This is a genomic window from Stenotrophomonas sp. YJH_SMC_91 (assembly GCF_059368495.1).
Genome location: NZ_JCAFRT010000003.1, coordinates 267191 through 289253 on the forward strand (window position 1 = coordinate 267191; position 22063 = coordinate 289253).

The window sequence follows — 22063 nt, forward strand, 5'->3', positions numbered from 1 at the left end:
CTGCGCCCCACGGTAGCGCCGGCCCATGGCCGGCGAGCGCAGCGGCTTGCAAGCATCCGCCGGGCGTGGCCCGGCGCTACCCTTATCGGGCAATCTCTGCCATCACCCGCTTCAGGCCGTCCTGCCATGCCGGCAGCACGATGCCGAAATCCTGTTGCAGTTTGCGGTTGTCCAGCACCGACCAGGCTGGGCGCTTGGCCGGGGTCGGATACTCGGAACTGGAAATCGCCTCGACGGTCGGCACCTTGACCAGCGCGCCAGTGGCCAACGCTTCGGCGAAGATCGCCTCGGCAAAGCCGTGCCAGCTGGTCTGGCCACTGGCGGTCAGATGCCAGGTGCCGGACAGACGGCCCGGGTGCTGCAATGCCTGCGCGGTCACATCGGCAATCAGCGCGGCCGGCGTGGGCGTACCGACCTGGTCGGCCACCACCCGCAACACATCGCGCTCGGCGCCCACGCGCAGCATGGTGCGCAGGAAGTTCGCGCCATGCGAGGCATAGACCCAGGCCGTGCGGAAGATCAGGTGGCGGCCACCGGCCGCGCGTACGGCCTCCTCGCCATCGCGCTTGCTGGTGCCATATACACCCAGCGGTGCGGTCGGTTCGTCCTCGCGGTAGGGCGCGCTGCCTTGGCCATCGAACACGTAGTCGGTGGAGTAATGCACGAATGGCACGCCATGCGCGGCACACCAGCGCGCGATCATCCCCGGCGCCTGCGCATTGGCCGCAAAGGCCGCGTCGACCTCCTGTTCGGCACGATCGACGGACGTGTAGGCCGCGGCGTTGACCACGATCGACGGCTGCAGCCGGTCCAGCAGGGCCGGCAGGCTTTCAGGCTGGCCGAAATCGGCGGTTTCGCAGGCGCTGCCATCCGGCAGAGCGCCGCTGCGGGTGGTCGCGACCACCTTGCCCAGCGGCGCCAGCGCGCGCAGCAGCTCCTGGCCGACCTGGCCGTTGCCACCGAAGACCAGAACGGTCATGGCACGTAGACCGGCAGGCGGTCTTCGGCGATGTCCTTCAGGAAGGGGGCATTCTCGTCCTTGGCCGACAACGTTGGCACACTGAGCGGCCAGTCCACGGCGATATCGGCATCGTTCCAGCGCACGCCGGCATCGAAGTCCTTCAGGTAGACCTCGGTGCACAGATAGCTGAACACCGCGCGCTCGGACAGTACGGCAAAGCCGTGGGCGAAGCCTTCCGGAATCCAGAACTGCTTCTTGTTCTCCGCGCTCAGCACCACCGCTTCCCACTGGCCGAAGGTCGGCGAGCCGCGACGGATGTCGACGGCCACGTCATAGACCTCGCCTTCCAGCACGCTGACCAGCTTGCCCTGCGGGCGCGGCCACTGGTAATGCAGCCCGCGCAGGACACCCTTGGCCGAGGTCGAGACGTTGCTCTGCACGAAGCGATCCGGCAGGCCCAGCGCGGCGAAGCGCTCGGCGTTCCAGATTTCGAAGAAGTAACCGCGAGCATCGCCGAACACGGCCGGTTCGATCACTACGCAACCGGGCAACCTGGTTTCAATCACTTTCACGGAACAACTCCACGCAGGGCGAGCTTGTGCAGGTACTGGCCGTAGCCGTTCTTGATCAGTGGTGCAGCCAGGGCTTCCAGCTGTTCGGCATTGATCCAGCCCTGCCCGAACGCGATTTCCTCCGGGCAGCAGACCTGCAGGCCCTGGCGGGTCTGGATGGTCTCGATGAAATTGGAGGCTTCCAGCAGCGACTGGTGGGTGCCGGTATCGAGCCAGGCATAACCGCGGCCCAGTGGCTCGAGGTGCAGCAGGCCCTGCTCCAGGTACCTGCGGTTGAGATCGGTGATCTCCAGCTCGCCGCGGGCCGAGGGCTTCAGCTCGGCGGCGTAGTCACAGGCATGCGCATCGTAGAAGTACAGGCCGGTCACCGCGTAGTTCGAGCGCGGGTTGAGCGGCTTCTCGACAAGCCCGACCACCTTGCCACTGGCGTCGAACTCGGCCACGCCATAGCGCTCGGGGTCGTTGACCCAGTAGCCAAACACCGTGGCCCCCTGGTCACGTGCGTCGGCGCGGCGCAGCATTTCGCTCAGCCCATGGCCGTGGAAGATGTTGTCCCCCAGCACCAGGCAACTCGGCTTGCCGGCAACGAAATCGCGACCGATCAGATAGGCTTGGGCCAGGCCATCGGGGCTGGGCTGCACGGCGTACTGGATGTCCATGCCCCACTGCGAACCGTCGCCCAGCAGCTGCCGGAACAGCGCCTGTTCGTGCGGGGTGTTGATGATCAGCACCTCGCGGATGCCCGCCAGCATCAGCACGCTGAGCGGGTAGTAGATCATCGGCTTGTCGTACACCGGCAGCAGCTGCTTGCTGACACCCTGGGTGATAGGGTACAGCCGGGTGCCGGAGCCACCGGCGAGGATGATGCCCTTGCGCTGGGTCATGTCGTCTCCTGCGCTCAGGCCGCGGTACCGATGCGCTGCAGGCGATAGCTGCCATCGAGCACGCTGTTGACCCACGCCTGGTTGTCCAGGTACCAGTCCACGGTGCGGCTGATGCCCTGCTCGAAGGTATAGGCCGGCTCCCAGCCCAGTTCGTTCTTCAGCTTGGAGGCATCGATCGCATAGCGGCGGTCATGTCCGGGGCGGTCGGCCACATGGGTGATCTGGCTGCTGCGCGGCTGGCCGTCCGCACGCGGGCGGCGCTGGTCCAGCAGTGCGCAGATGGCCTGCACCACTTCGATGTTCTGCTTTTCCGAGTTGCCGCCGACATTGTAGGTCTCGCCAATCTGGCCCTTGGCCAGCACGGTACGGATCGCTTCGCAGTGGTCGGACACGAACAGCCAGTCGCGCACCTGCCTGCCATCGCCGTACACGGGCAGCGGCTCGCCGGCCAGCGCCCTGGCGATCACCAGCGGGATCAGCTTCTCGGGGAAGTGGTACGGGCCATAGTTGTTGGAACAGTGGGTGGTCAGCACCGGCAGCCCGTAGGTGTGGTGGAAGGCCCGCACCAGATGGTCGGAAGCCGCCTTGGACGCCGAGTACGGCGAATTCGGCGCATAGGTCGAGGTTTCGCTGAACTTGCCGGTCTCACCGAGGGTGCCGTACACCTCGTCAGTGGACACGTGCAGAAAGCGGAACGCCGCGCCCTGCTCGGCCGGGAGCGCTTTCCAATGGTCGCGCACCGCCTCCAGAAGGCCCAAGGTGCCGACCACATTGGTCTGGATGAAGGCACCCGGACCATCGATCGAGCGATCCACGTGGCTCTCGGCCGCGAAGTTCAGCACCGCCTCCGGCTGGTGTTCGGCCAACAGCCGGGCGACCTGGGCCTGGTCACCGATGTCGCCCTGCACGAACACATGGTTGGAATCACCGTCCAGGCTGGACAGGGTCTTCAGGTTGCCGGCATAGGACAGGATGTCGAGGTTGACGATCTTCACGCCTCGGGCAACCGCCTCAAGGACGAAATTGCCGCCGATGAAACCGGCACCGCCGGTGACGAGCCAGGTAGGCACCATCCAATCTCCAGGTTCAGGGGACGTGCTCCCTGACGGGATGGCACATCAAAGTACTGAGGATACCGTCCTCATGCCCGATCCGGCATGACTGTGCACAGTGCGACGAGCCGGCGACGACCAGGTGGCCCCGCCGGAACAGCTGCCGGCCCCCCTCTTGACCGCCGGGCCACCCGCAGGCACCACCATGCCCAATTGGACGCCAGTGGCTATACTCTGGCCCGGAATTCAGGCTGCCCTTCGGATTCAGCATCTCCAACCACAAGGATATCGACGGAAAACGCATGCAACGAACTGATCGCGCACTCTGTGTGGACCTGGATGGCACCCTGCTGCGATCGGATCTGCTGTACGAATCCCTGCTGACCCTGCTGGCCAGCAATCCCCTGTATGTCTTCCTGCTGCCGCTATGGCTGCTGCGTGGCAAGGCCGCGCTGAAACATGAGATTGCCTCACGGGTCAGGCTGCCGGTTGAATTCCTGCCCTACGACGAGCGGGTGCTGGAGTTGCTGAAAACGACCGAACAGAGGCCCCGCGTCCTCTGCTCGGCGTCTGACAGCAGCCTGGTCAACGCCATTGCCACCCATCTGGGGATATTCGACGAAGTCATGGCCAGCGATGGTCAGCGCAACCTCGCCGGTCACCACAAAGCGGAAGCGCTCAATGCGCGCTTCGGTGCGGGTCAGTACGATTACATGGGCAATGCCAGCGTGGACCTGCAGGTCTGGAAGCACGCCGGAGGCGCCTACGTGGTCAACGCCAGCGCCGGGCTCGCCGCCAGCGCAGCCCGGCAGACTGCCGTGCATGCGCATTGGCCGGCCCGTGGCGGTGGCATCCGCACCTGGATCAAGGCACTGCGCATCTATCAGTGGGCCAAGAACCTGCTGGTCCTGGTTCCGCTGCTGACCGCCCATCGCTTCTTTGATCTACCCGCAGTGCTGGATGCGGCCACCGCATTCATTGCGTTCGGACTGTGCGCATCGGGTGTGTACCTGCTCAATGACCTGCTGGACCTGGCCCCGGACCGGCAGCATGCGCGCAAGCGCAAGCGCCCGTTCGCCGCCGGTAACCTGCCGCTGCTGCACGGCCTGCTGGCAGCGCCGTTGCTGACCCTGGTCGGGTTCGCGCTGGCCCTGTGGACCAGCCCGGCCTTCGCCCTGGTGCTGTTCGGCTACTACGTCATGACCCTGGCCTATTCGTTCGTGCTCAAGCGCATGGTCATGATCGATGTCGTCGTGCTCGCGGCCCTGTACACGGTGCGCATCATCGGGGGAGCTGTAGCGATCGACGTGGAGCTGTCGTTCTGGCTGCTTGCATTCTCCATGTTCATTTTCCTGAGCCTGGCCCTGCTCAAGCGCTACACCGAGCTGGAGGCTGTGGTCTCGGCCGGCAAGACCAAGGCCAGCGGCCGTGGCTATGCCGTCGGCGACCTGCCGCTGATCCAGTCCTTCGGTGCCGCCGCCGGCTACATCGGCGTGCTGGTGTTCGCGCTGTACATCAACAGCCCGGAGAGCCTGGCCCTCTACCAGCAGCCGAAAATACTATGGCTGCTGTGCCCGGTCCTGCTGTACTGGATCAGCCGTGCCTGGATCATCGCCCACCGCGGCAACATGCATGACGATCCGATTGTCTTCGCTGCGCGCGACCGCGTCAGCCAGGCCATCGCCCTGCTCGCGCTGGTCATTGTTGGCTGCGCGACGTTCCAGTGGTAGCCACTGACTGCCCCCTTCCTGCCAGAGTCCCTGGAATCACATGTATACCGCCTTCATTCCCTTGATCCTGTTCTCCGTCGCGCTGAACGCCAGTGCACAGCTGTTCTTGCGCCAGGGCATGCCCCAGGTTGCGCTGGTAACGTCTGATGGCATGTTCCCGCTGCTCGCCAGCGGCCTGCGCGTGATCTTCAATCCCTGGGTGTTCGCCGGCCTGTCCTGCTATGCAGTCAGCATCGTGCTGTGGATGTACGTGCTGTCCAAGGTCCAGGTGAGTTTCGCTTACCCGTTCCTGAGTGTCGGCTACGTCATCGTCGTTGCTGCCGCCTATTTCTGGTTCCGCGAACCGGTGAGCATCATGAAGCTCGCGGGGGTCGCACTGATCTGCGTCGGTGTCGTTCTCGTCGCGAAGGGAGGTTGAACAATGGCCCGTCACATCGTCATTGGTGGCAGTGGTTTCACCGGCACCTACCTGGTGCGTTCGCTGCTGTCGCAGAACCAGCAGGTTACGATCATCGACATCGCCGTCCTTCCCACCGAGTTCTCGGGACGAGTGGACTATCACTGCATCGACATCGTGGTCCCCGGTGCGCTGCAGCAGGTGGCCCTGGCCGAGGGCGATATCGTCTATCACCTGGCGGCGCGCCAGTTCCACAACGACGTGCCACACCACAACCAGGATGCGTGGTTCGCCGAAGTCAATGTTGGCGGCACCGCCAACGTGCTCGAATGGATGTCGCAGCTGGCGACGCCACGGCTGGTCTATACCAGCACGGACATGGTCTACGGCCTGCCGCAGAAGCTGCCGGTCCCGCCGGATCACGCCAAGAATCCGCTGGGGCCCTACGGGCGCAGCAAGGCGGCGTCCGAACAGCTGTGCGAACAGGCCCGTGGCCGCGGTTTCAGGATCACCATCCTTCGCCCGAGAATGATCGTCGGCCCGGGTCGATTCGGCATCCTGACCAAGCTGTTCAAGCTGATGGACCTGAATCTCCCCATCCCGACCATCGGCAGCGGCCGAAACCGCTACCAGATGATCGCCGTGGAAGATGTCGTCAACGCCATCCAGCTGTCGGTGGCGCACGATCTGCCCGCCGTCGCTCTGAGCCTGGGCTCGGGCCCGGCTCCGGTGGTGCGCGAGCTGCTGCGCAACACGATCCGGCGCATTGGTTCGCATTCCATGGTCATTCCGGTGCCTGCCGGTCCGCTCAAGCTGACGCTCTCGCTGTTGGAGAAGCTGGGCAAGCCGCTGCTGCACCGCGAGCAGTACCAGATCGCCGACATCAACTACGTGGTCGATATCGCACCGACCGAATCCACGCTGCAGTGGGCGCCGACCAAGAATGACGAAGACATGCTGGTGGCGGCCTACGAGCACTACAGCAAGTCCCGCTGATCCCGAAAATACTTCGGCCCCGGCCCTGGATTCTTCGACATGACCTGTCTTGCCCGGTCTCGCTGACCTACTGAATCAACCCACATCCAATGCACATGGAAAGTCGTCCCTCTTCTTCCGATGCCCTCCTGCCCGACGGCCAGGCTGCGCGCAGGTTCGTCGCCTGTGCTGTTGGACTGGTTGTCCTGCTGGCCGTTTCGAAAGCGCTCGCCGCCTACAGCGGCGTAAAGGCAGCTACCTACATACTGCCCATCCTGGCGGTCCTTGTTCTTGCACCCCGCATTGGTCTGGCCTGGGCCGCCCCTGCGGTCAAGGCATTGCTGGTCCTTTCCCTGTCCGCACTGCTTTTGAACATCGTGCCGGACTCGACATGGGACGGCAACATGTACCACAAGGTCGCCATTGTCGCGCTGCACGATGGCTGGAATCCGTGGCTTTTCCCTGAGTTTTCCGACTGGGCCGCTACGCGAAGCGAGATCTACTATTCGTCCAGCGTATGGGACGGCAATCCGAACGCCATGTGGGTCAGCCACTACCCGAACCTGTCCTGGCTGTTCAGTGCAGCCTTGATGGACTACGGATTTGGATGGGAGTCCGGCAAGGCATTGAACCTGCTTCTTGCGATCGCCCTGTTCGTATATGCGCGCACTGTCTTCAGGCAGTACCTGCCGAACCGCTGGCAGGTGGAAGTTCTCGCGCTGCTTGCGGTGGCATGCCAGCCAATCGTCGGTCAGCTGCCCACAAACTATGTGGATGGCTGCACGTATTCGGTCATTGCGCTCACAACGCTTTGCATCCTTGATCGCGATCGAAGTCCTGCCGTCAACGTGATCGTCTGGTGCAGCCTGATCATTCTTGCCGGCGTGAAGTTCACCGGTGCCCTGTACGCAGCGATGCTTGCGCTTCCATTCCTGGTGGTACGCCGACCGGGCCTGAAAGAGATTGCGACCTGGTCCCTGCTGGGAGCCATTGCACTGTCCCACCCCTACCTCAACCACATCGCCTCGGACCTGGATATCGGCTACCCGGTTACGGGTACGGATATCGTTCTGCGTGGACAGGCCGAGGCATCGGTGCTTGAGAAGCCGCGGATCCGGACACTTGCAGAATCACTGCTCGCCCACACGTCAAACGCCACTACGTTCCCGGGCATGAAGATTCCAGGCACCTTCGCCATGGACGAGATCAAACAATCGGGTGCACCGGATCCGCGATTCGCCGGATTCGGCCCCTTGTTCTCACTTGCCCTGATGATCGCCGCAGTGGCAATTGTTCTTGCACTGGTGCTGGAACGGCGCAATCGCCGCCAGTGTATCAATCACTGGTACCTGCTGGCCGCCGTAGCGTATCTGGTGGTCATGGCCATCGCGCATGCAGCGCCCTGGTGGGCTCGCTATGTCCCGTTCCTGTACCTCGCCCTGATACTTGTACTGCTCGTCTGTTCAGGATCTACGATCAGGGGAGTCCGCGTTGCATCTTCGCTTGCCAGCCTGGTGATGGTGGTTAACGCCGTCCTGGTCTTTGCCGGCGTGGCGCAGTACACCAGTGATTTCGCCCTTCGTCCCGCAATGCAGGCCAACCGGGCCATCAGTGCGCAATACCAGCAGGGCGAGCACGTCATTGTCGCGGCTCCGCAGTTCTTTGGTTTCTCCACCCTTTATCACACGCAGCACGTCCTCGGCATAAAGGATGTCGAGTATCAGGTCTCTGGAATGGACAACACGGCATGTGAAGGTCCGCAGCAGATCGGCGACTGGATCGGCTTCTCCAAGCTCTGCAGATAAACAGCGGTCTGGACGACCCGGCGCCAGGTACATGGAACCCTTGGCGCTGATCGAATCGAACACCTGCCGGGCGGGCGCCACCATACGCATTCGCATGGTCACCCCAAGCCAGCTAGAATCGGGGTCCCACCCCCGAACCGGTTGCTGTTCCAGGACCGGATGTTCTCCCTGTTTAGTGAAGGACCCCGTACCAGATGAAAATCCTCGTCGCGTACAAGCGCGTGGTGGACTACAACGTCCGCATTCAGGTCAAGCCGGACGGTTCCGGCGTGGTCACCGACGGCGTCAAGCTGTCCCCCAACCCCTTCGATGAAATCGCCCTGGAAGAAGCCCTGCGCCTGCGCGACAAGGGCATCGCCAGCGAAGTCGTGGTTGCCACCATTGCCCCCGCCGATGCCCAGGCGCACCTGCGCAACGGCCTGGCCATGGGCGCCAATCGCGCCATCCACGTCGTCACCGACCAGGCCATCCAGCCGCTGACCGCCGCACGCACCCTGCTCAAGCTGATCGAGAAGGAACAGCCGGACCTGGTGATCCTCGGCAAGCAGGCCATCGACGACGACGCCAACCAGACCGGCCAGATGCTGGCCACGCTGTGGGGCCGCCCGCAGGCGACCTTCGCCAGCAAGCTCGAGATCGCCGGCGGCAAGGCCACGGTGACCCGCGAAGTCGACGCCGGCCTGGAAACGCTGGAAGTGGACCTGCCGGCCGTGGTCACCACCGACCTGCGCCTGAACGAACCGCGCTTCATCAAGCTGCCGGACATCATGAAGGCCAAGGCCAAGCCGCTGGAAACGCTGCAGCTGGCCGACCTCGGCGTTGAAGCCGCCGATACCTTCAAGACCACCCACTACGCCGCGCCGTCCAAGCGCAGCAAGGGCGTGATGGTCAAGGACGCGGCCGAACTGGTTGCTGCACTCAAGCAGAAGGGGTTGCTGTAATGAGCAAGATTCTCGTCATCGCCGAGCACCACGACGGCAAGCTCAACGCCGCCACCGCCAAGACCATCAGCGCCGCTGTCGCCATCAGCGGTGCCAGCATCGATGTGGTGGTGCTGGCCGCCGATCCGGCTGCGGTCGCCGCCGAGGCCGCGAAGATCGCTGGCGTCGCCAAGGTCCTGACCGTGGCCAATGCCGCCAACGCGCAGGCCATCGCCCAGGTGCTCGCGCCGCAGATCGCGCAGCTGGCCAAGGGCTACACCCACGTGTTCGGACCGTCGACCACCTTCGGCAAGGACCTGATGCCGTGCGTTGCCGCGCTGCTAGGCGTCAACCAGGTCTCCGACCTGATGACCGTCGAAGGCAGCCACACCTTCAAGCGCCCGATCTACGCTGGCAACGCAATCATCACTGTAGAAGCCCCGGCTGACCAGATCGTGGTCGCCACCGTGCGCGCCGCGTCGTGGCCGGAAGCCGCCCAGGGCGGCAGTGCCGCCATTGAAGCGGCCAGCGTCGATGCTGCCCTGCCGACCCATACCCGCTTCATCGGCCTGGCCGCCGGTGCCAGCGACCGCCCGGACCTGCAGAGCGCCAAGCGCGTGGTCTCCGGTGGTCGTGGTGTCGGTTCGGAAGAGAACTTCAAGGTTATCTTCCAGCTGGCCGACAAGCTCGGTGCCGCCGTCGGCGCTTCGCGTGCCGCGGTTGATGCCGGCTATGTGCCCAGCGACCTGCAGGTTGGCCAGACCGGTAAGATCATCGCGCCGGAACTGTACGTGGCCGTGGGTATCAGCGGCGCGATCCAGCACCTGACCGGCATCAAGGATGCCGGCACCATCGTGGCCATCAACAAGGACGGCGATGCGCCGATCTTCGAGATTGCCGATATCGGTCTGGTGGGTGATCTGTTTGCAATCCTGCCGGAGCTGGAAGCGGCGCTCTGACGTGTACCTGCCGCTGGCTCCGGCCAGCGGCACAGTCCCTTTGAATTCAAGCAGGCAATCGTGAGTACTCCCTACAAGAAGGTAATGGTTGTCTTCGGCACCCGTCCGGAAGCCATCAAGATGGCCCCGGTGGTGGAAGCCCTGAAGGCCCGGCCTGAGATCGAGACGATCGTTGCGGTTACCGCGCAGCATCGACAGATGCTCGACCAGGTCATGGACCTGTTCGGTATCACGCCGGATGTCGACCTCAATGTGATGGAACCTGGCCAGACGCTGGCAGGCCTGTTCGCCAAGATCCTGACCGGCATGACCGCCGTCATCGCCGAGCACAAGCCGGACCTGGTGCTGGTGCATGGCGATACCAGCACCACGCTGGCCAGTGCGCTGGCCGCGTTCTACAACCGCGTGGCCGTCGGCCATGTGGAAGCAGGACTGCGCACCGGTGACATTTACGCGCCGTGGCCTGAAGAGGCCAACCGCCGCCTGACCGGGCCGCTGACCCGCCTGCACTTCGCGCCGACCACCCGCTCGCGCGACAACCTGCTGGCTGAAGGTACGTCTAGCGATGACATCCACGTCACCGGCAACACCGTGATTGATGCCCTGCTCAACGTCGCCGACAAGCTGAAGCACGACACCGCGCTGATTGAATCGATGCGGGCCCGTTTCCCGTTCCTTGATGCTTCCAAGCGGCTGGTACTGGTGACCGGCCATCGCCGTGAAAACTTCGGCAGCGGCTTCGAGAGCATCTGCGAAGCACTGAAGGCCCTGGCCGCGCGCGGCGATACGCAGATCGTCTATCCGGTCCACCTCAACCCCAACGTGCAGGGACCGGTCAACCGGATCCTCGCCGATGCCCCGGGCGTGGTCCTGATCGAGCCGCAGGATTACCTGCCGTTCGTCTACCTGATGACCCAGGCGACGTTGATCATCACCGACTCCGGTGGCGTGCAGGAAGAAGCCCCGTCACTGGGCAAGCCGGTGCTGGTAATGCGCGATACCACCGAGCGCCCTGAAGCGGTGGGCGCAGGCACCGTACTGCTGGTTGGCACCGATGCTGGCAGGATCGTGGCTGAGGCCACCCGCCTGCTCGACGACGAAGCCGCCTACCAGTCAATGGCACATGCCCATAATCCGTATGGTGATGGCAAGGCCGCTGCACGCATCGCTGCCTTGATCCAGGGCGAGGCGATGCCGGCCTGACCCGCCATCGCCGCATCACGACAGACCGCGGCCAGGCGCTCAGCCAGGCGATCCCAACGATACTCGGCGAAAGCATCCTGCCCCAGGCGCAGGCCTTCATCCAGCCGCCCTTGCTGCTTGCGCTGCAGTAGTTCGTGCAGAAGTGCGCTGATCGCAGCAACCTCATTGGCGGCCAGAAACCCGCAACGCTCCCTGCCGATGATGGCGGCCGCCGGATCGGCGGCATCCGGCTGCAGATGCAGTACCGGCCGGCCCGAACCCAGGTATTCCAGCAGCTTGCCCGGGATCTGGGTCATGCCTGCGTTGCCGATGTTGACCAGGACATCCGCACTGCGCTGCAGTTCGATGGCCTGGGAATGATCCAGGCTTCCGGCAAATCGCAGGACCTGCGGATGCTCCGCGCACGCTTTCGCCAGTTCTGGTGGCAGACCAGGGCCAGCGATGGTGAGCGTGCAGCCGGGCGATGCCAGCACCGCGCGGACCAGCGGCATGGGGTCGCGGAACGGATAGAAGCGCCCCGTGTAGACCAGCTGCAACCCGCCGGCCGACCTGACAACCTCGGGCAGCGGCGGTTCCACCCTGGCGAATCCCTGCGGAATCACGCTGAGCGGCGCGATCCCGGGACCATGCCGCTCCTGCATCAGGGCCGCGGTGGCCTCGGAAGTAACGACAATAGCGGCCGCCTCGTGGCAAACCCGCCTTTCAAGCTCGAGCGACGCCGCCCTCCAGCGTTCGGGGGTATAGGACGTCAGCACGGGATCACCAAGTTCGGCAACGAAAGGAATGCCGGACTCGCGCGAGAGCGCAGAAGCCAACAACAGCCCTGCCACAGGCTCATGTGATCCGATGATCACCTGCGGCGACCACTGGCTGATCAGTTGCCGGCCATGACGCAGGGCACCGCCGATCCAACGCGAGCGGCCATCCGGGAAAACCCGCGCATCCAGGAACGAGCGCAGCCATGCGATCGCGCGCCCCTTCCGGTTCAACGCCGCCGTCCCAGCCGTCGGCGCGGCCTGTGAAGCCACCTGTGGGGACGGGCGCGTTCCCGCAACCGCGTCCTGGCGCCGCAGACGGCGCAGATGGCCCAGTACGCGCGACGTCACATCAATCAGAGCCTCGACGCCCTGCGGCGAGGTCCGATGCACCTGCAGACCGGGTGGGTCCTCCATCCGTCGCATGCCGGCACCACATGCCCGGGTCAGGACATGGACATCATGCCCAAGACTGGCCAGTCCGCTGGCCAGCTGGGTCACCCGCAGTGATTGGGGTGACGGGTTGGGCTGGAAGTCGTGCGCGCAGATCAGGATGCGCATGGCCTGCATGCCACCGTTCGTCATGGTTTGACCGACGCTACCCATGCGATCGCAGTCCTGTTCCTGCTCCAACCCGTAACCTGCTCAGGACGCCCGCGTAACGACGTCCAGCATCGCATCGCCCGACTGCTGCAGCGTGCTGAAGGGAGGCGCTTCGATCATCGCCAATCCCGCTTCCATCAGCTCTGGGTAATTCCGCATGACATGCGACAACTCACCGTACAAGGCCGACACATCCTTCTCGGCCGGCGCGCGGCTGCGTTCCGCGACTTCCTTGTGGCTGAGCTTGTCGTGCGTGACCGCGATGGGGGCAACCCGGCAAGCCGGTGTTCCCGCAGACAGTTCGGCTGCGCAGCCGGTATTGGACAGTACCATCGGTAGGCCGAAGTGGGCTGCCTCCAGGTTCACCAACCCATAGCCTTCGAACAGGGAGGGGAGCACGAACAGATGTGCATGGGAATACTCACGGCTCAGTTCGCGGCGCTTGAGCGAGCCCAGCAGTTCCACCGAACCGGCAAGGTCCAGCCGGCGAATGGTCTCCTCGACCTTGGCAGCGTTCCCCGATTCAGCCAGCGCACCTGCGATGCGCAGCGTCGCCTGCGGCGCCTCCTGCCTGAGCCTGGCAAATGCCTCCAGCAGGCAAATCACGTTCTTCTGCGGATAGAGATTGCCCACGAACAGAATCCTGAACGCATCGCGCTTTCCGCGCGCCCTGCGCAGGTAGTCTGCCGGCGGACGATACAGGTCAACGACGTTCAGGCCGTGCGGCACCGTTGTCACCTTCGAACGCGCCAGCTTCTGGTACACGCACGCGTAGTCGGCCACTTCGCTCGAAACGGCAATGTACTCGTCGACGCGAGCACGCTCGCGCTCGAGCGCCGGATCCTGCAGCTGCCAGAAATAGATGTTGTGCAGCACCTCGACGACCTTGCAACCGGGTTCGATCGTGTGCAGGCCATCGTAGGCATGGCTGACCACCAGCGACTCGAAGCGCCCGCGCGTGACCGTCTCGCCCAGCAGCGCCGATTGCCCATCCAGGTACACCAGCTCGCCGGGGAACTGCTGCGCGATGCGGCTGTTGAGTGAAGGCGATCCCAGCACAATCAGGTAAGGCACGAAATTCTTGGTACGCAGGTGCCGTGCGAAATCACAGACCCATTGCTCAAGCCCACCGAAGGTATGGTCCTCGGCAACAAGCAATGCGCATCGGGTGCGCACCGCGCTTACCGCCAGCGACTGCAGCACGCTGCTGTCGGCATGCGCGTTGGCCTGGATCATGCCTGCATTCTTGAGCAGTCGGCCGGCAGCACTGCGGAAGTAACCCTCGCGCGGCGTAACCACCGGTCGTTCCAGCTTGCGGAATCGATGCTCCAGCACTTCCTGGCGCAGATTGCGGGCGATGCGCCACAGCGAATGCCGGTCACGGGTACGCTCGACTGCCAGCGTCGCGATTTCGTTGACCATTTCGTCGGCCAGCAGGGCGGCGTGCTTCAGGCCGGCCGAGGCCGACTGCAGCTTGCGCGACATGTCGGAAAGCTTGAACGAGCCGAAGGTGTTGAGTGCGTCTGCGAACTCCCACCAGGATTCCGCGGACGACACCGCACGCGACGAGGTGATCACTGCCAGCACCATCGCGGCACCTTCAGGTGCCTCCAGGCAGGTCGCCGCAACCATCTCGGCCTTGAACAGCTGCGAGTAGCCGGCCAGCAATTCGTCCGACTTGTGGCCGGACATGCCCGGGAAGGCAAAGAACACATGCAGGCGGTTTTCGGCCGCAGGCGTTGCGCCGTTGTCCTGCGAGGCCCCCGGCTCGGTACCGTCGATCAGCGCGATATCCAGGCGACCCGGCTCACGGGAAGGGGCCCAACCGATACGGCGTGCCGAATGCGCAGCCAGGCGGGTCAGGTCACTGCCGAGCAGATCCGTGCTGTAGCCCTCAACCGGGCCGCCCACTTTGTCGGACGCCCAGCCGAGCACGGCATCGAGCATTGTGGAAATGTCGACCAGATGCGCTGCCTGATTGTTGCCGATGATTGGATTCATACCGTTTCCACCAGATCCTTGACTGCCGTGATTCCCTTCCTAAAATCTGAATACATCGTCTCCAGGCATCCAAGGTTCCTGTCGATCATCCAGTCCTGCGTCTGCAGGTCGGGAATGTAGCCCTCCCGGAAATCGGCATGATCGACATAGGCGTAACCATAGGCGTCGAAATCGCCGATCAGGTGGAAATCAACCACAGGAAGCACGCCATGCGCGAAGTAGTCACACAGCTTTGTCGGCGACGCCACGCGATTCACCGTACAGGCTTCACGCAGGGCGAATCCAAAGTTCGAGTACCGATAGACCTGCTCCAGCTTTTCCTTACTGGCGTAGCCCTTGAAAACCTCCACCGGGATGCCGCGGCTGGAAAGCTTCGGGGCAAATGCTTCCACATCGTGGGAGTAGATCTCGTAATTGCAGAACGGTGCGGCGGCCATGATGTCGGCCATCTCGTCCACCCGCTGCCAGACCTGGGCACCACCGGCATAGACAGCGGTCGGCCGCCCGTTCTGCCGCCGCGCGATGCGCGACGCAGCCACGCGCTGCACCGACTGGCCAAGCGAGCCGAAGTCGAAGACCGGAACGTGGATGAAATCGACGTTTGCAGCGTCAGGGTACTTGGCCAGGAAGTGCTCCTTCATGGCCAGCGTCACAACCGAAGCATGCTTGAGCTTGGAGATGATCTGCCGTTCGACCTCTGCGAAGATCCGCGAACGCTCGGGCGAACCGAGCATCAGTTCTTCCTCCGGAACCACGCCGTGGATGTCCACGTACATCTTGGACGCGTCAAAGTGCGGAAGCATGTACTCGCACTGATGCATCGTGTGGATGTAGACGAAATCCGCCGCATCGAAGATGCGTGCCACGAAGTCGGAATGGGCCTTGGAATGGGGATTGACCCGATACGCCTTGATCAGCTCGTCCGCGTACACCACTTCCGGCTCCTGCGCAGCCGGGTACCATTCCTGGAAGTCAATGTAGGTGCGCGGATAGTCTTCGAACACGCCGTCAATGGTCTTGATACGGCTCATCCAGCCGTCCATGTAACGATCATTTGCGGGATACGGCGAGACTATGGTCAATTGGCGCTTCTTGGCCATCTACTGAAATTCCTTTGATTTACTTCTTATCGGCGTCAGAAAAGGCGACGGATTGAACGGAAGGGTGCGGTAAGGCGCCAGGAGTGGGAGGCGTAAACCTGCTCTAGGCGACGAGCAATCTCCTCGTTCTCCTTCTGCAGGTTCTGCAACGCCTTCTCTGCCTCGGTGTGCCGGCGCTCAGCCTCGGAATGCCGGCGTTCACCCGCCTCCGCGCGCAATGTGGCCTGATGCTCCGCGGTCTGTGCGTTGCTCAGCTGCGTCTCCACCTCCAGCACCCGATCGCGGAGTTCACTGCGCCCCTGCTCCAGGCCCGCGATGAGGTTCAGCTGGCGTGCCTGCTCGGCCGCGAGGCGCTCCACATCCGCCCGGATCGCGTCACCTTGCCGCAGCGCATCATCCAGCTTCGCGCCCAGTTCGTTGCGCTGCCGGATGGTGGCCTCCAGCTCTATCGCAACAGACGCAAGACGATCATGCACATGGCCATAGCACCCCAGCAGATCCAGCCCCTGCTCCACCAGCCCAGGCATGACACGCTGCGCCGCCGATTCGGATGCATAGATCGCCAGCAGCTGTTTGCCACTGTACTGCGGATCCGGCAGCAGCCCGACATCGATGACGCCCACGTGGACCAGGCGGAAGCCATTGGGAAGATCGCGCTGCAGGTTGTGCCAGTGGAAACTGTAGAAGTGTTCCTCGTGGCGCTCTTCAAGCGACTCCTGGAACGGAACCAGCATGACGAAATACTCGCGGGCATGAGCGGTCAGCTTGGCTGCCGCGTCCCACGGTTCGTGGAAATGCTCGAGCGTATTGGAGGAGAAGATCACGTCGTAGCCGAGGTCCACCCCTTCCGCCAGGAGATCGTCAGTGGCGAATGCGATCTGTGGATAGTTGCGGCGTGCCTGCTCGATGGCGGACGCAGAGAAATCCAGGCCGGCCACCTGATCAAGTCCCAACTCGGACTTGATCACCTGCGTGCCGTCACCCATCGCACAACCCCAGTCGCACAGACCCAGGCCGTTGTGCTTCACGTCATCCACGAACCAGGCCGGCAACAGGCGGCAGGCAACCATCCCGAAGAACTGGCTCTGCTTCTGACCTTCGTTCTGGATCCAGTCCTGCTGGAAACGCGATTCCCAGTAGTCCTGCCCGTTGATGTCGATGCTTGTCATAGCGGATTTCCCGTGATCTTCATGAAATCAAAGCACCTTCTTCTCGATGGGCACAATGAAGGTACCGTAGCGGAACTCCTTCATGAATATCTTCAAATACTGCGCACCTTCGATGTACTCGAAGTACTGGATGCTGTCGGAGGAACGGTCTTCCAGCGCTGCAACCAGCACGTAGTCACCTTCGCGCAGGTTGCAGTCAAGCGTGAATGCAACTTCCACGGTATCGCCCTGCGTATCGAGGCGCAGCCGCGGCGAATCCCATGTGGTACCCACCACCAAATCGCTGCCGGCCATGTCCTTTAGCGAGAACGCCATGCTGAGGCACTCCCGATTCGCCGATGGCGGAATCCTGGCCTTGATGCGGATGCACAGCTTCTCGCCGGTGAAGAACATGTTGCGACGCTGGCCATCGACCGCTTCGGTTTCCACCGCAAGGATGGAGCCGACATGGCTGCCCCAGTGGTTGACCGGCTTGCGCGCGCGCAGCTGTTCCTGCGCCTTGTCATCGGCGATTTCCTGGGTCGCGTTGGCCACCGCCTCTTCGCGCTCGTGTTCCAGGCGTGCCGAATCCTCCTCGAACAGGTTCTGCATGTACTGCGCGGTGACCGCGAACACCGAGCCGGACATGCGCGGGCGCCCCTTGTCCAGCCAGATGCTGCGATCACACAGCGAGCGCACCGCGCCAACATCGTGGGAGACGAACAGAATCGAAAGACCGGACTCGCGGAGCTTCTTGATGCGTGCCATGCACTTGGCATTGAACTTCGCATCACCCACGGCAAGTGCTTCGTCGATGATCAACAGTTCAGGGCTGGTATGGATGGCAACCGAGAAGCCCAGGCGGACGTACATGCCACTGGAGTACGTCTTGACCGGCTGGTCAAGGAACTCCCCGATGTCGGCGAATCCGACGATCTCGTCGAATCGCTGATCGATCTCACTCCGGGTCAAGCCCAGCACCTGCCCATTCAGCAACAGGTTCTCGCGCCCGGTGAACTCGGGATTGAAACCCGCGCCCAGCTCCAGCAGCGCGGCAACCCGCCCCTTGGTCCGCACCGAGCCCTCGGTGGGCTGCAGGGTGCCGCAGATGAGCTGGAGCAGGGTCGACTTGCCCGAACCATTACGGCCGATGATGCCGACGGTCTCGCCCTTGCCGACCTCGAAGGAAAGGCCACGCAGCGCCCAGAACTCGCGGTGATAAGCCACCTCATTCATGCCCAGCACGCGCCTGAGCGGCGGCATGAACATTTCCTTCAGGCGATCCGAGGGCTTGGCGTACATCGCGTAGGCCTTGCCCAGATCGTGCGCGGCAATGACCACTTCTTCCGGCGGGATGATGCGCTTGATCTCGTGCGCGGGATCGTGCTCGAAGACACTGTCAAAGGACATCGGCAAACCCCTTTCTGGTGGCCTGGAACAACGTGTACCCCAGATGCGCCACGACCAGCCCGACCAGGCTCATGATGCCCAGGATCAACAGGTCGGGGGCCTGCCCTTGCAGCGCGGCTGCCCGGCCCGCCTCGATCGGGAAGGTCATCGGATTGGCCAGCATCCACGACTTGAACTTCTCCGGGAAAGCGCTGCCCGGGAAGAAGATCGGCGACATGAACATCGTGCTGATGACCACGAAGCCGACGATATGGGTTACGTCACGCACATACACGCCAATGGCCGCCAGGAACCAGGACAGCCCCAGTACCAGCAGCACTACCGGAATCAGCAGGACGGGAAGCCAGACGATCTGCCAATGGATGTGTGCGCCGAGCACGAACGCCAGGCACGCCAGTACCACCACACCCACCATGAAGTTGAACAGCGCGGCCCCCATGTTGACGACCGGCAGCACTTCCAGCGGGAACACCACCCGCTTTACATAGTTCGCATTGCCAGTGATCGAGATCGGCGCCCGCGAAATGCACTCGGCAAACACGTTGAACATGATCATGCCCAGGAACAGCGGCACCGAGAAATTGCCCTCCGCACCGGGGATGTTCCAGCGTGCCTTGAAGATCGTCCCGAACACGAAGCTGTAGATGGTCAGCAACATCAGGTTATTGATGATGTACCACAGCAGGCCGCCATAGGCCCCGCGGTAACGCCCTTCAATTTCGCGCCTTACCAGCGAAAGGGTGAACGTCTTGTTCCGCCATAGCTGGGCCCACGGACCCAGCACAAGCGTATGCAGCAGCTTTCCAATACGCCCACTCATCAGCGGCACCCGATCTGCATAGTCAAGGAGATATCTTGCATCAACCCAGCGCCCGCTCCAGATCCACCTGCAGATCCCCCAGATCCTCAACACCCACGCTCAGCCGCACCAGCGCATCGCTGATGCCCAGCTGCTCACGGCGCGCAACCGGGATCGACGCGTGCGTCATCACCGCCGGGTGGTTGACCAGGCTTTCCACGCCGCCCAGCGACTCGGCCAGGGTGAACAGCTCGGTCTTCTCGCAGAAGCGCTTGGCCGCCTCGAACCCGCCCTTCAGCACGATCGAGACGATGCCGCCGTAACCAGCCATCTGCTTGCCGGCCAGCTCATGCTGCGGGTGCGAGGGCAGGCCCGGGTAGATCACCTTCTCCACCGCCGGGTGCTTTTCCAGCCACTGGGCCAGCGCCAGCGCGTTGGCGCAGTGCGCCTTCATGCGCAGCGGCAGGGTCTTCAGGCCACGCAGGGCCAGGAAGCTGTCGAACGGGCCCTGCACGCCACCCACCGAGTTCTGCAGGAAGGCCATCTGCTCGGCCAGTTCGGCGTTGTCGCCAACCACCACCATGCCACCGACCATGTCCGAGTGGCCGTTGAGGTACTTGGTGGCCGAATGCAGCACCAGGTCCGCGCCCAGTTCCAGCGGACGCTGCAGCATCGGCGAGGCGAAGGTGTTGTCGACCACCACGATCAGGCCATGGCGCTTGGCGATGGCGGCGACCGCGGCGATGTCCACGATCTTCAGCATCGGGTTGGTCGGGGTCTCGATCCACACCATCTTCGTCTTCGACGTGATGGACGCTTCAAACGCAGCCAGGTCGGTCAGGTCGACGAAGCTGAAATCCAGTCCGGCGGTGCGGCGGCGCACGCGCTCGAACAGGCGGAAGCTGCCGCCGTAGATGTCATCCATCGCCACCACGTGGCTGCCAGCGTCCAGCAGCTCGATCACGGTCGAGCTGGCCGCCATGCCCGAGGCGAAGGCGAAGCCGCGGGTGCCACCTTCCAGCGATGCCACGCAGCGCTCGTAGGCGAAGCGGGTCGGGTTGTGGGTACGCGAGTACTCGAAACCCTGGTGCTCACCCGGGCTGGACTGCGCATAGGTCGAGGTGGCGTAGATCGGCGGCATCACCGCGCCGGTGCTGGGGTCGGGCGACTGGCCGCCGTGGATGGCCAGCGTGGCCAGGGCGAGGGCGCGATCCTGGGAAGTAGCGTTGGACATGTTCTTTCCTGATGGGCGCCGAAGCTCGGCGCCGTCGAAGGTGCGGAAGTCTACCAGCGCGGCCTTAACGACCTTTGACGCGGATAAACCGGGATTCAGCAGCGAACGTCTGCGATCGGCGGCTTACTGCACGCGACGGCGCAGATAGTTCAGCAGGTCGATACGGGTGATCAGGCCCAGGAAGGCATTGCCGTCCATCACGATCGCCACCTGGCCGCGGTCGAACACCGGCAGCAGCGCCTCGATCGGCGACTTCACGTCCAGCCGGTCCAGCTTGCTGACCATCGCCGTGGCAACGGTGTCGCGGAAGCGTGCTTCGTCACCATAGACGTGCAGCAGCACGTCGCTTTCGTCGACGATGCCGACCAGCTGGTCACCGTCCATCACCGGCAGCTGCGACACGTCGTACAGCTTCATGCGCTGGTAAGCGGTGGTCAGCAGGTCGTTCGGTCCGATCACGACAGTGTCGCGCTGGCCGTACGGGCGCAGGATCAGGTCGCGCAGGTCGCCGTGCTGCGGGCGCTGCAGGAAGCCGTTGTCCAGCATCCAGTAGTCGTTGTACATCTTCGACAGGTACTTGTTGCCGGTATCCGGCACCAGCACCAGCACCTTCTTCGGCGTGGTCTGCTCCTTGCAGTACTTCAGGCCGGCGGCCAGCAGCGTGCCGGTGGACGAACCGCCCAGGATGCCTTCCTTGCCCAGCAGTTCGCGCGCGGTGTGGAAGCTCTCGGCATCGCTGATGGCATAGACCTTCTTCACGCGGCTGAAGTCGGAGATCGACGGCAGGAAGTCCTCGCCGATGCCCTCCACCAGCCAGCTGCCCGACTTGTCGTTCAGATTGCCGTCGTTGATGTACTCGGCCAGGATCGAGCCGACCGGATCGGCCAGCACCAGCTCGGTCTTCGGCGACAGCTTGGCGAAGGCGCGCGACAGGCCGGTCATGGTGCCGGAGCTGCCACAGCCGAACACGATGGCGTCGAGGTCGCCGCCCATCTGCTCCAGGATTTCCGGGCCGGTACCGAATTCATGCGCGGCCGGGTTGTCCGGGTTGCCGAACTGGTTGATGAAGTAGGCGCCCGGGGTCTGCTCGGCGATGGTCTTGGCCAGGTCCTGGTAGTACTCCGGATGGCCCTTGGCCACGTCCGAGCGGGTCAAGCGTACTTCGGCGCCCATCGCCTTCAGGTTGAAGATCTTCTCGCGGCTCATCTTGTCGGGAACGACCAGGATCAGCTTGTAACCCTTCTGCTGCGCGACCAGGGCCAGGCCCAGCCCGGTGTTGCCGGCGGTACCCTCGACCAGGGTCGCACCCGGCTTCAGGTCGCCGCGCTGCTCCGCCGCCTCGATCATCGACAGGCCGATGCGATCCTTGATCGATCCACCCGGGTTGGCGCTTTCGAGCTTCAGGTAGAGCTCGCAGACGCCGGTGTCCAGGCGCTGGGCCTTGACGATCGGGGTCTGGCCGATGAGTTCGAGGACGGAAGAATGAATGGGCATTCGGAGGACTTTCGGTTCGCGCCGCAGGGGGCCGGACCGATGATTATCCGTCGGATGGCGA

19 protein-coding genes are annotated in these 22063 nt (G+C 63.5%); 7 read left to right on the forward strand and 12 right to left on the reverse strand.

Features of this window, described 5'->3' with window-relative positions; genetic code table 11:
• Window positions 1-82: 82 nt before the first annotated feature.
• From rfbD to rfbB, 4 genes are read right to left on the reverse strand one after another with little or no spacing between them, the layout of a single operon-like run.
• Window positions 83-979: a dTDP-4-dehydrorhamnose reductase gene (rfbD, locus tag AC5P5X_RS06740; RefSeq protein WP_111189307.1), complete on the reverse strand. Its 897-nt coding sequence runs from the start codon at window positions 977-979 to the stop codon at window positions 83-85.
• Entirely contained in the window at window positions 976-1533 is a 558-nt protein-coding gene (gene rfbC, locus AC5P5X_RS06745) for a dTDP-4-dehydrorhamnose 3,5-epimerase (protein ID WP_111189306.1), read from the reverse strand. Before rfbC ends, rfbD begins: the two co-directional genes overlap by 4 nt.
• On the reverse strand, window positions 1530-2417 hold the full coding sequence (gene rfbA / locus AC5P5X_RS06750) for a glucose-1-phosphate thymidylyltransferase RfbA (RefSeq protein WP_111189305.1): 888 nt from the start codon (window positions 2415-2417) through the stop codon (window positions 1530-1532). Before rfbA ends, rfbC begins: the two co-directional genes overlap by 4 nt.
• 14 nt (window positions 2418-2431) lie before the next feature.
• Window positions 2432-3487, reverse strand: a complete 1056-nt coding sequence (gene rfbB / locus AC5P5X_RS06755) for a dTDP-glucose 4,6-dehydratase (protein ID WP_111111844.1) — start codon at window positions 3485-3487, stop codon at window positions 2432-2434.
• Between the two features lie 284 nt (window positions 3488-3771).
• Between rfbB and AC5P5X_RS06760 the strand changes: the two genes are divergently transcribed.
• The 7 genes from AC5P5X_RS06760 to wecB all read left to right on the forward strand — a co-directional run bounded on the left by AC5P5X_RS06760 (window position 3772) and on the right by wecB (window position 11458).
• Window positions 3772-5199: a UbiA family prenyltransferase gene (locus AC5P5X_RS06760; RefSeq protein ID WP_111189304.1), complete on the forward strand. Its 1428-nt coding sequence runs from the start codon at window positions 3772-3774 to the stop codon at window positions 5197-5199.
• A 40-nt stretch (window positions 5200-5239) separates the two neighbouring features.
• Complete coding sequence (locus tag AC5P5X_RS06765; RefSeq protein WP_111111829.1) at window positions 5240-5617, forward strand: SMR family transporter; 378 nt, start codon at window positions 5240-5242, stop codon at window positions 5615-5617.
• 3 nt (window positions 5618-5620) lie between these two features.
• Window positions 5621-6592, forward strand: coding sequence for an NAD-dependent epimerase/dehydratase family protein (locus AC5P5X_RS06770; RefSeq protein ID WP_111189303.1), 972 nt, complete (start codon window positions 5621-5623; stop codon window positions 6590-6592).
• A gap of 95 nt (window positions 6593-6687) precedes the next feature.
• Window positions 6688-8376, forward strand: coding sequence for a hypothetical protein (locus AC5P5X_RS06775; protein WP_138927654.1), 1689 nt, complete (start codon window positions 6688-6690; stop codon window positions 8374-8376).
• A gap of 194 nt (window positions 8377-8570) precedes the next feature.
• Window positions 8571-9317, forward strand: coding sequence for an electron transfer flavoprotein subunit beta/FixA family protein (locus tag AC5P5X_RS06780; protein WP_100438845.1), 747 nt, complete (start codon window positions 8571-8573; stop codon window positions 9315-9317).
• Window positions 9317-10255: an electron transfer flavoprotein subunit alpha/FixB family protein gene (locus AC5P5X_RS06785; protein WP_100438844.1), complete on the forward strand. Its 939-nt coding sequence runs from the start codon at window positions 9317-9319 to the stop codon at window positions 10253-10255. The genes AC5P5X_RS06780 and AC5P5X_RS06785 overlap by 1 nt, the downstream gene beginning before the upstream one ends.
• Before the next feature lie 60 nt (window positions 10256-10315).
• Window positions 10316-11458 carry a non-hydrolyzing UDP-N-acetylglucosamine 2-epimerase gene (gene wecB / locus AC5P5X_RS06790; protein ID WP_315973819.1) on the forward strand — a complete coding sequence of 381 codons (1143 nt, stop codon included), beginning with the start codon at window positions 10316-10318 and terminating at the stop codon, window positions 11456-11458.
• Here wecB and AC5P5X_RS06795 read toward each other — a convergent pair.
• The 8 genes from AC5P5X_RS06795 to AC5P5X_RS06830 all read right to left on the reverse strand — a co-directional run bounded on the left by AC5P5X_RS06795 (window position 11362) and on the right by AC5P5X_RS06830 (window position 22002).
• Window positions 11362-12819 (reverse strand): glycosyltransferase, encoded by a 1458-nt coding sequence (locus AC5P5X_RS06795; RefSeq protein WP_495215936.1) that lies wholly within the window; start codon window positions 12817-12819, stop codon window positions 11362-11364. The two genes, wecB and AC5P5X_RS06795, sit on opposite strands and share 97 nt — an antisense overlap.
• Before the next feature lie 39 nt (window positions 12820-12858).
• Window positions 12859-14817: a glycosyltransferase family 4 protein gene (locus tag AC5P5X_RS06800; protein WP_100438841.1), complete on the reverse strand. Its 1959-nt coding sequence runs from the start codon at window positions 14815-14817 to the stop codon at window positions 12859-12861.
• Window positions 14814-15917 (reverse strand): glycosyltransferase family protein, encoded by a 1104-nt coding sequence (locus tag AC5P5X_RS06805; protein ID WP_138927653.1) that lies wholly within the window; start codon window positions 15915-15917, stop codon window positions 14814-14816. The genes AC5P5X_RS06800 and AC5P5X_RS06805 overlap by 4 nt, the downstream gene beginning before the upstream one ends.
• A 35-nt stretch (window positions 15918-15952) precedes the next feature.
• Entirely contained in the window at window positions 15953-17086 is a 1134-nt protein-coding gene (locus AC5P5X_RS06810; RefSeq protein WP_100438839.1) for a class I SAM-dependent methyltransferase, read from the reverse strand.
• Window positions 17087-17113: 27 nt separating this feature from the next.
• Window positions 17114-18475, reverse strand: coding sequence for an ABC transporter ATP-binding protein (locus tag AC5P5X_RS06815; RefSeq protein WP_157803282.1), 1362 nt, complete (start codon window positions 18473-18475; stop codon window positions 17114-17116).
• On the reverse strand, window positions 18465-19388 hold the full coding sequence (locus AC5P5X_RS06820) for an ABC transporter permease (RefSeq protein WP_495215937.1): 924 nt from the start codon (window positions 19386-19388) through the stop codon (window positions 18465-18467). Before AC5P5X_RS06820 ends, AC5P5X_RS06815 begins: the two co-directional genes overlap by 11 nt.
• Window positions 19336-20508, reverse strand: coding sequence for a cystathionine gamma-synthase (locus AC5P5X_RS06825; protein ID WP_100438837.1), 1173 nt, complete (start codon window positions 20506-20508; stop codon window positions 19336-19338). Before AC5P5X_RS06825 ends, AC5P5X_RS06820 begins: the two co-directional genes overlap by 53 nt.
• Window positions 20509-20631: 123 nt before the next feature.
• Window positions 20632-22002: a pyridoxal-phosphate dependent enzyme gene (locus AC5P5X_RS06830; protein ID WP_111189301.1), complete on the reverse strand. Its 1371-nt coding sequence runs from the start codon at window positions 22000-22002 to the stop codon at window positions 20632-20634.
• Window positions 22003-22063 lie beyond the last annotated feature (61 nt).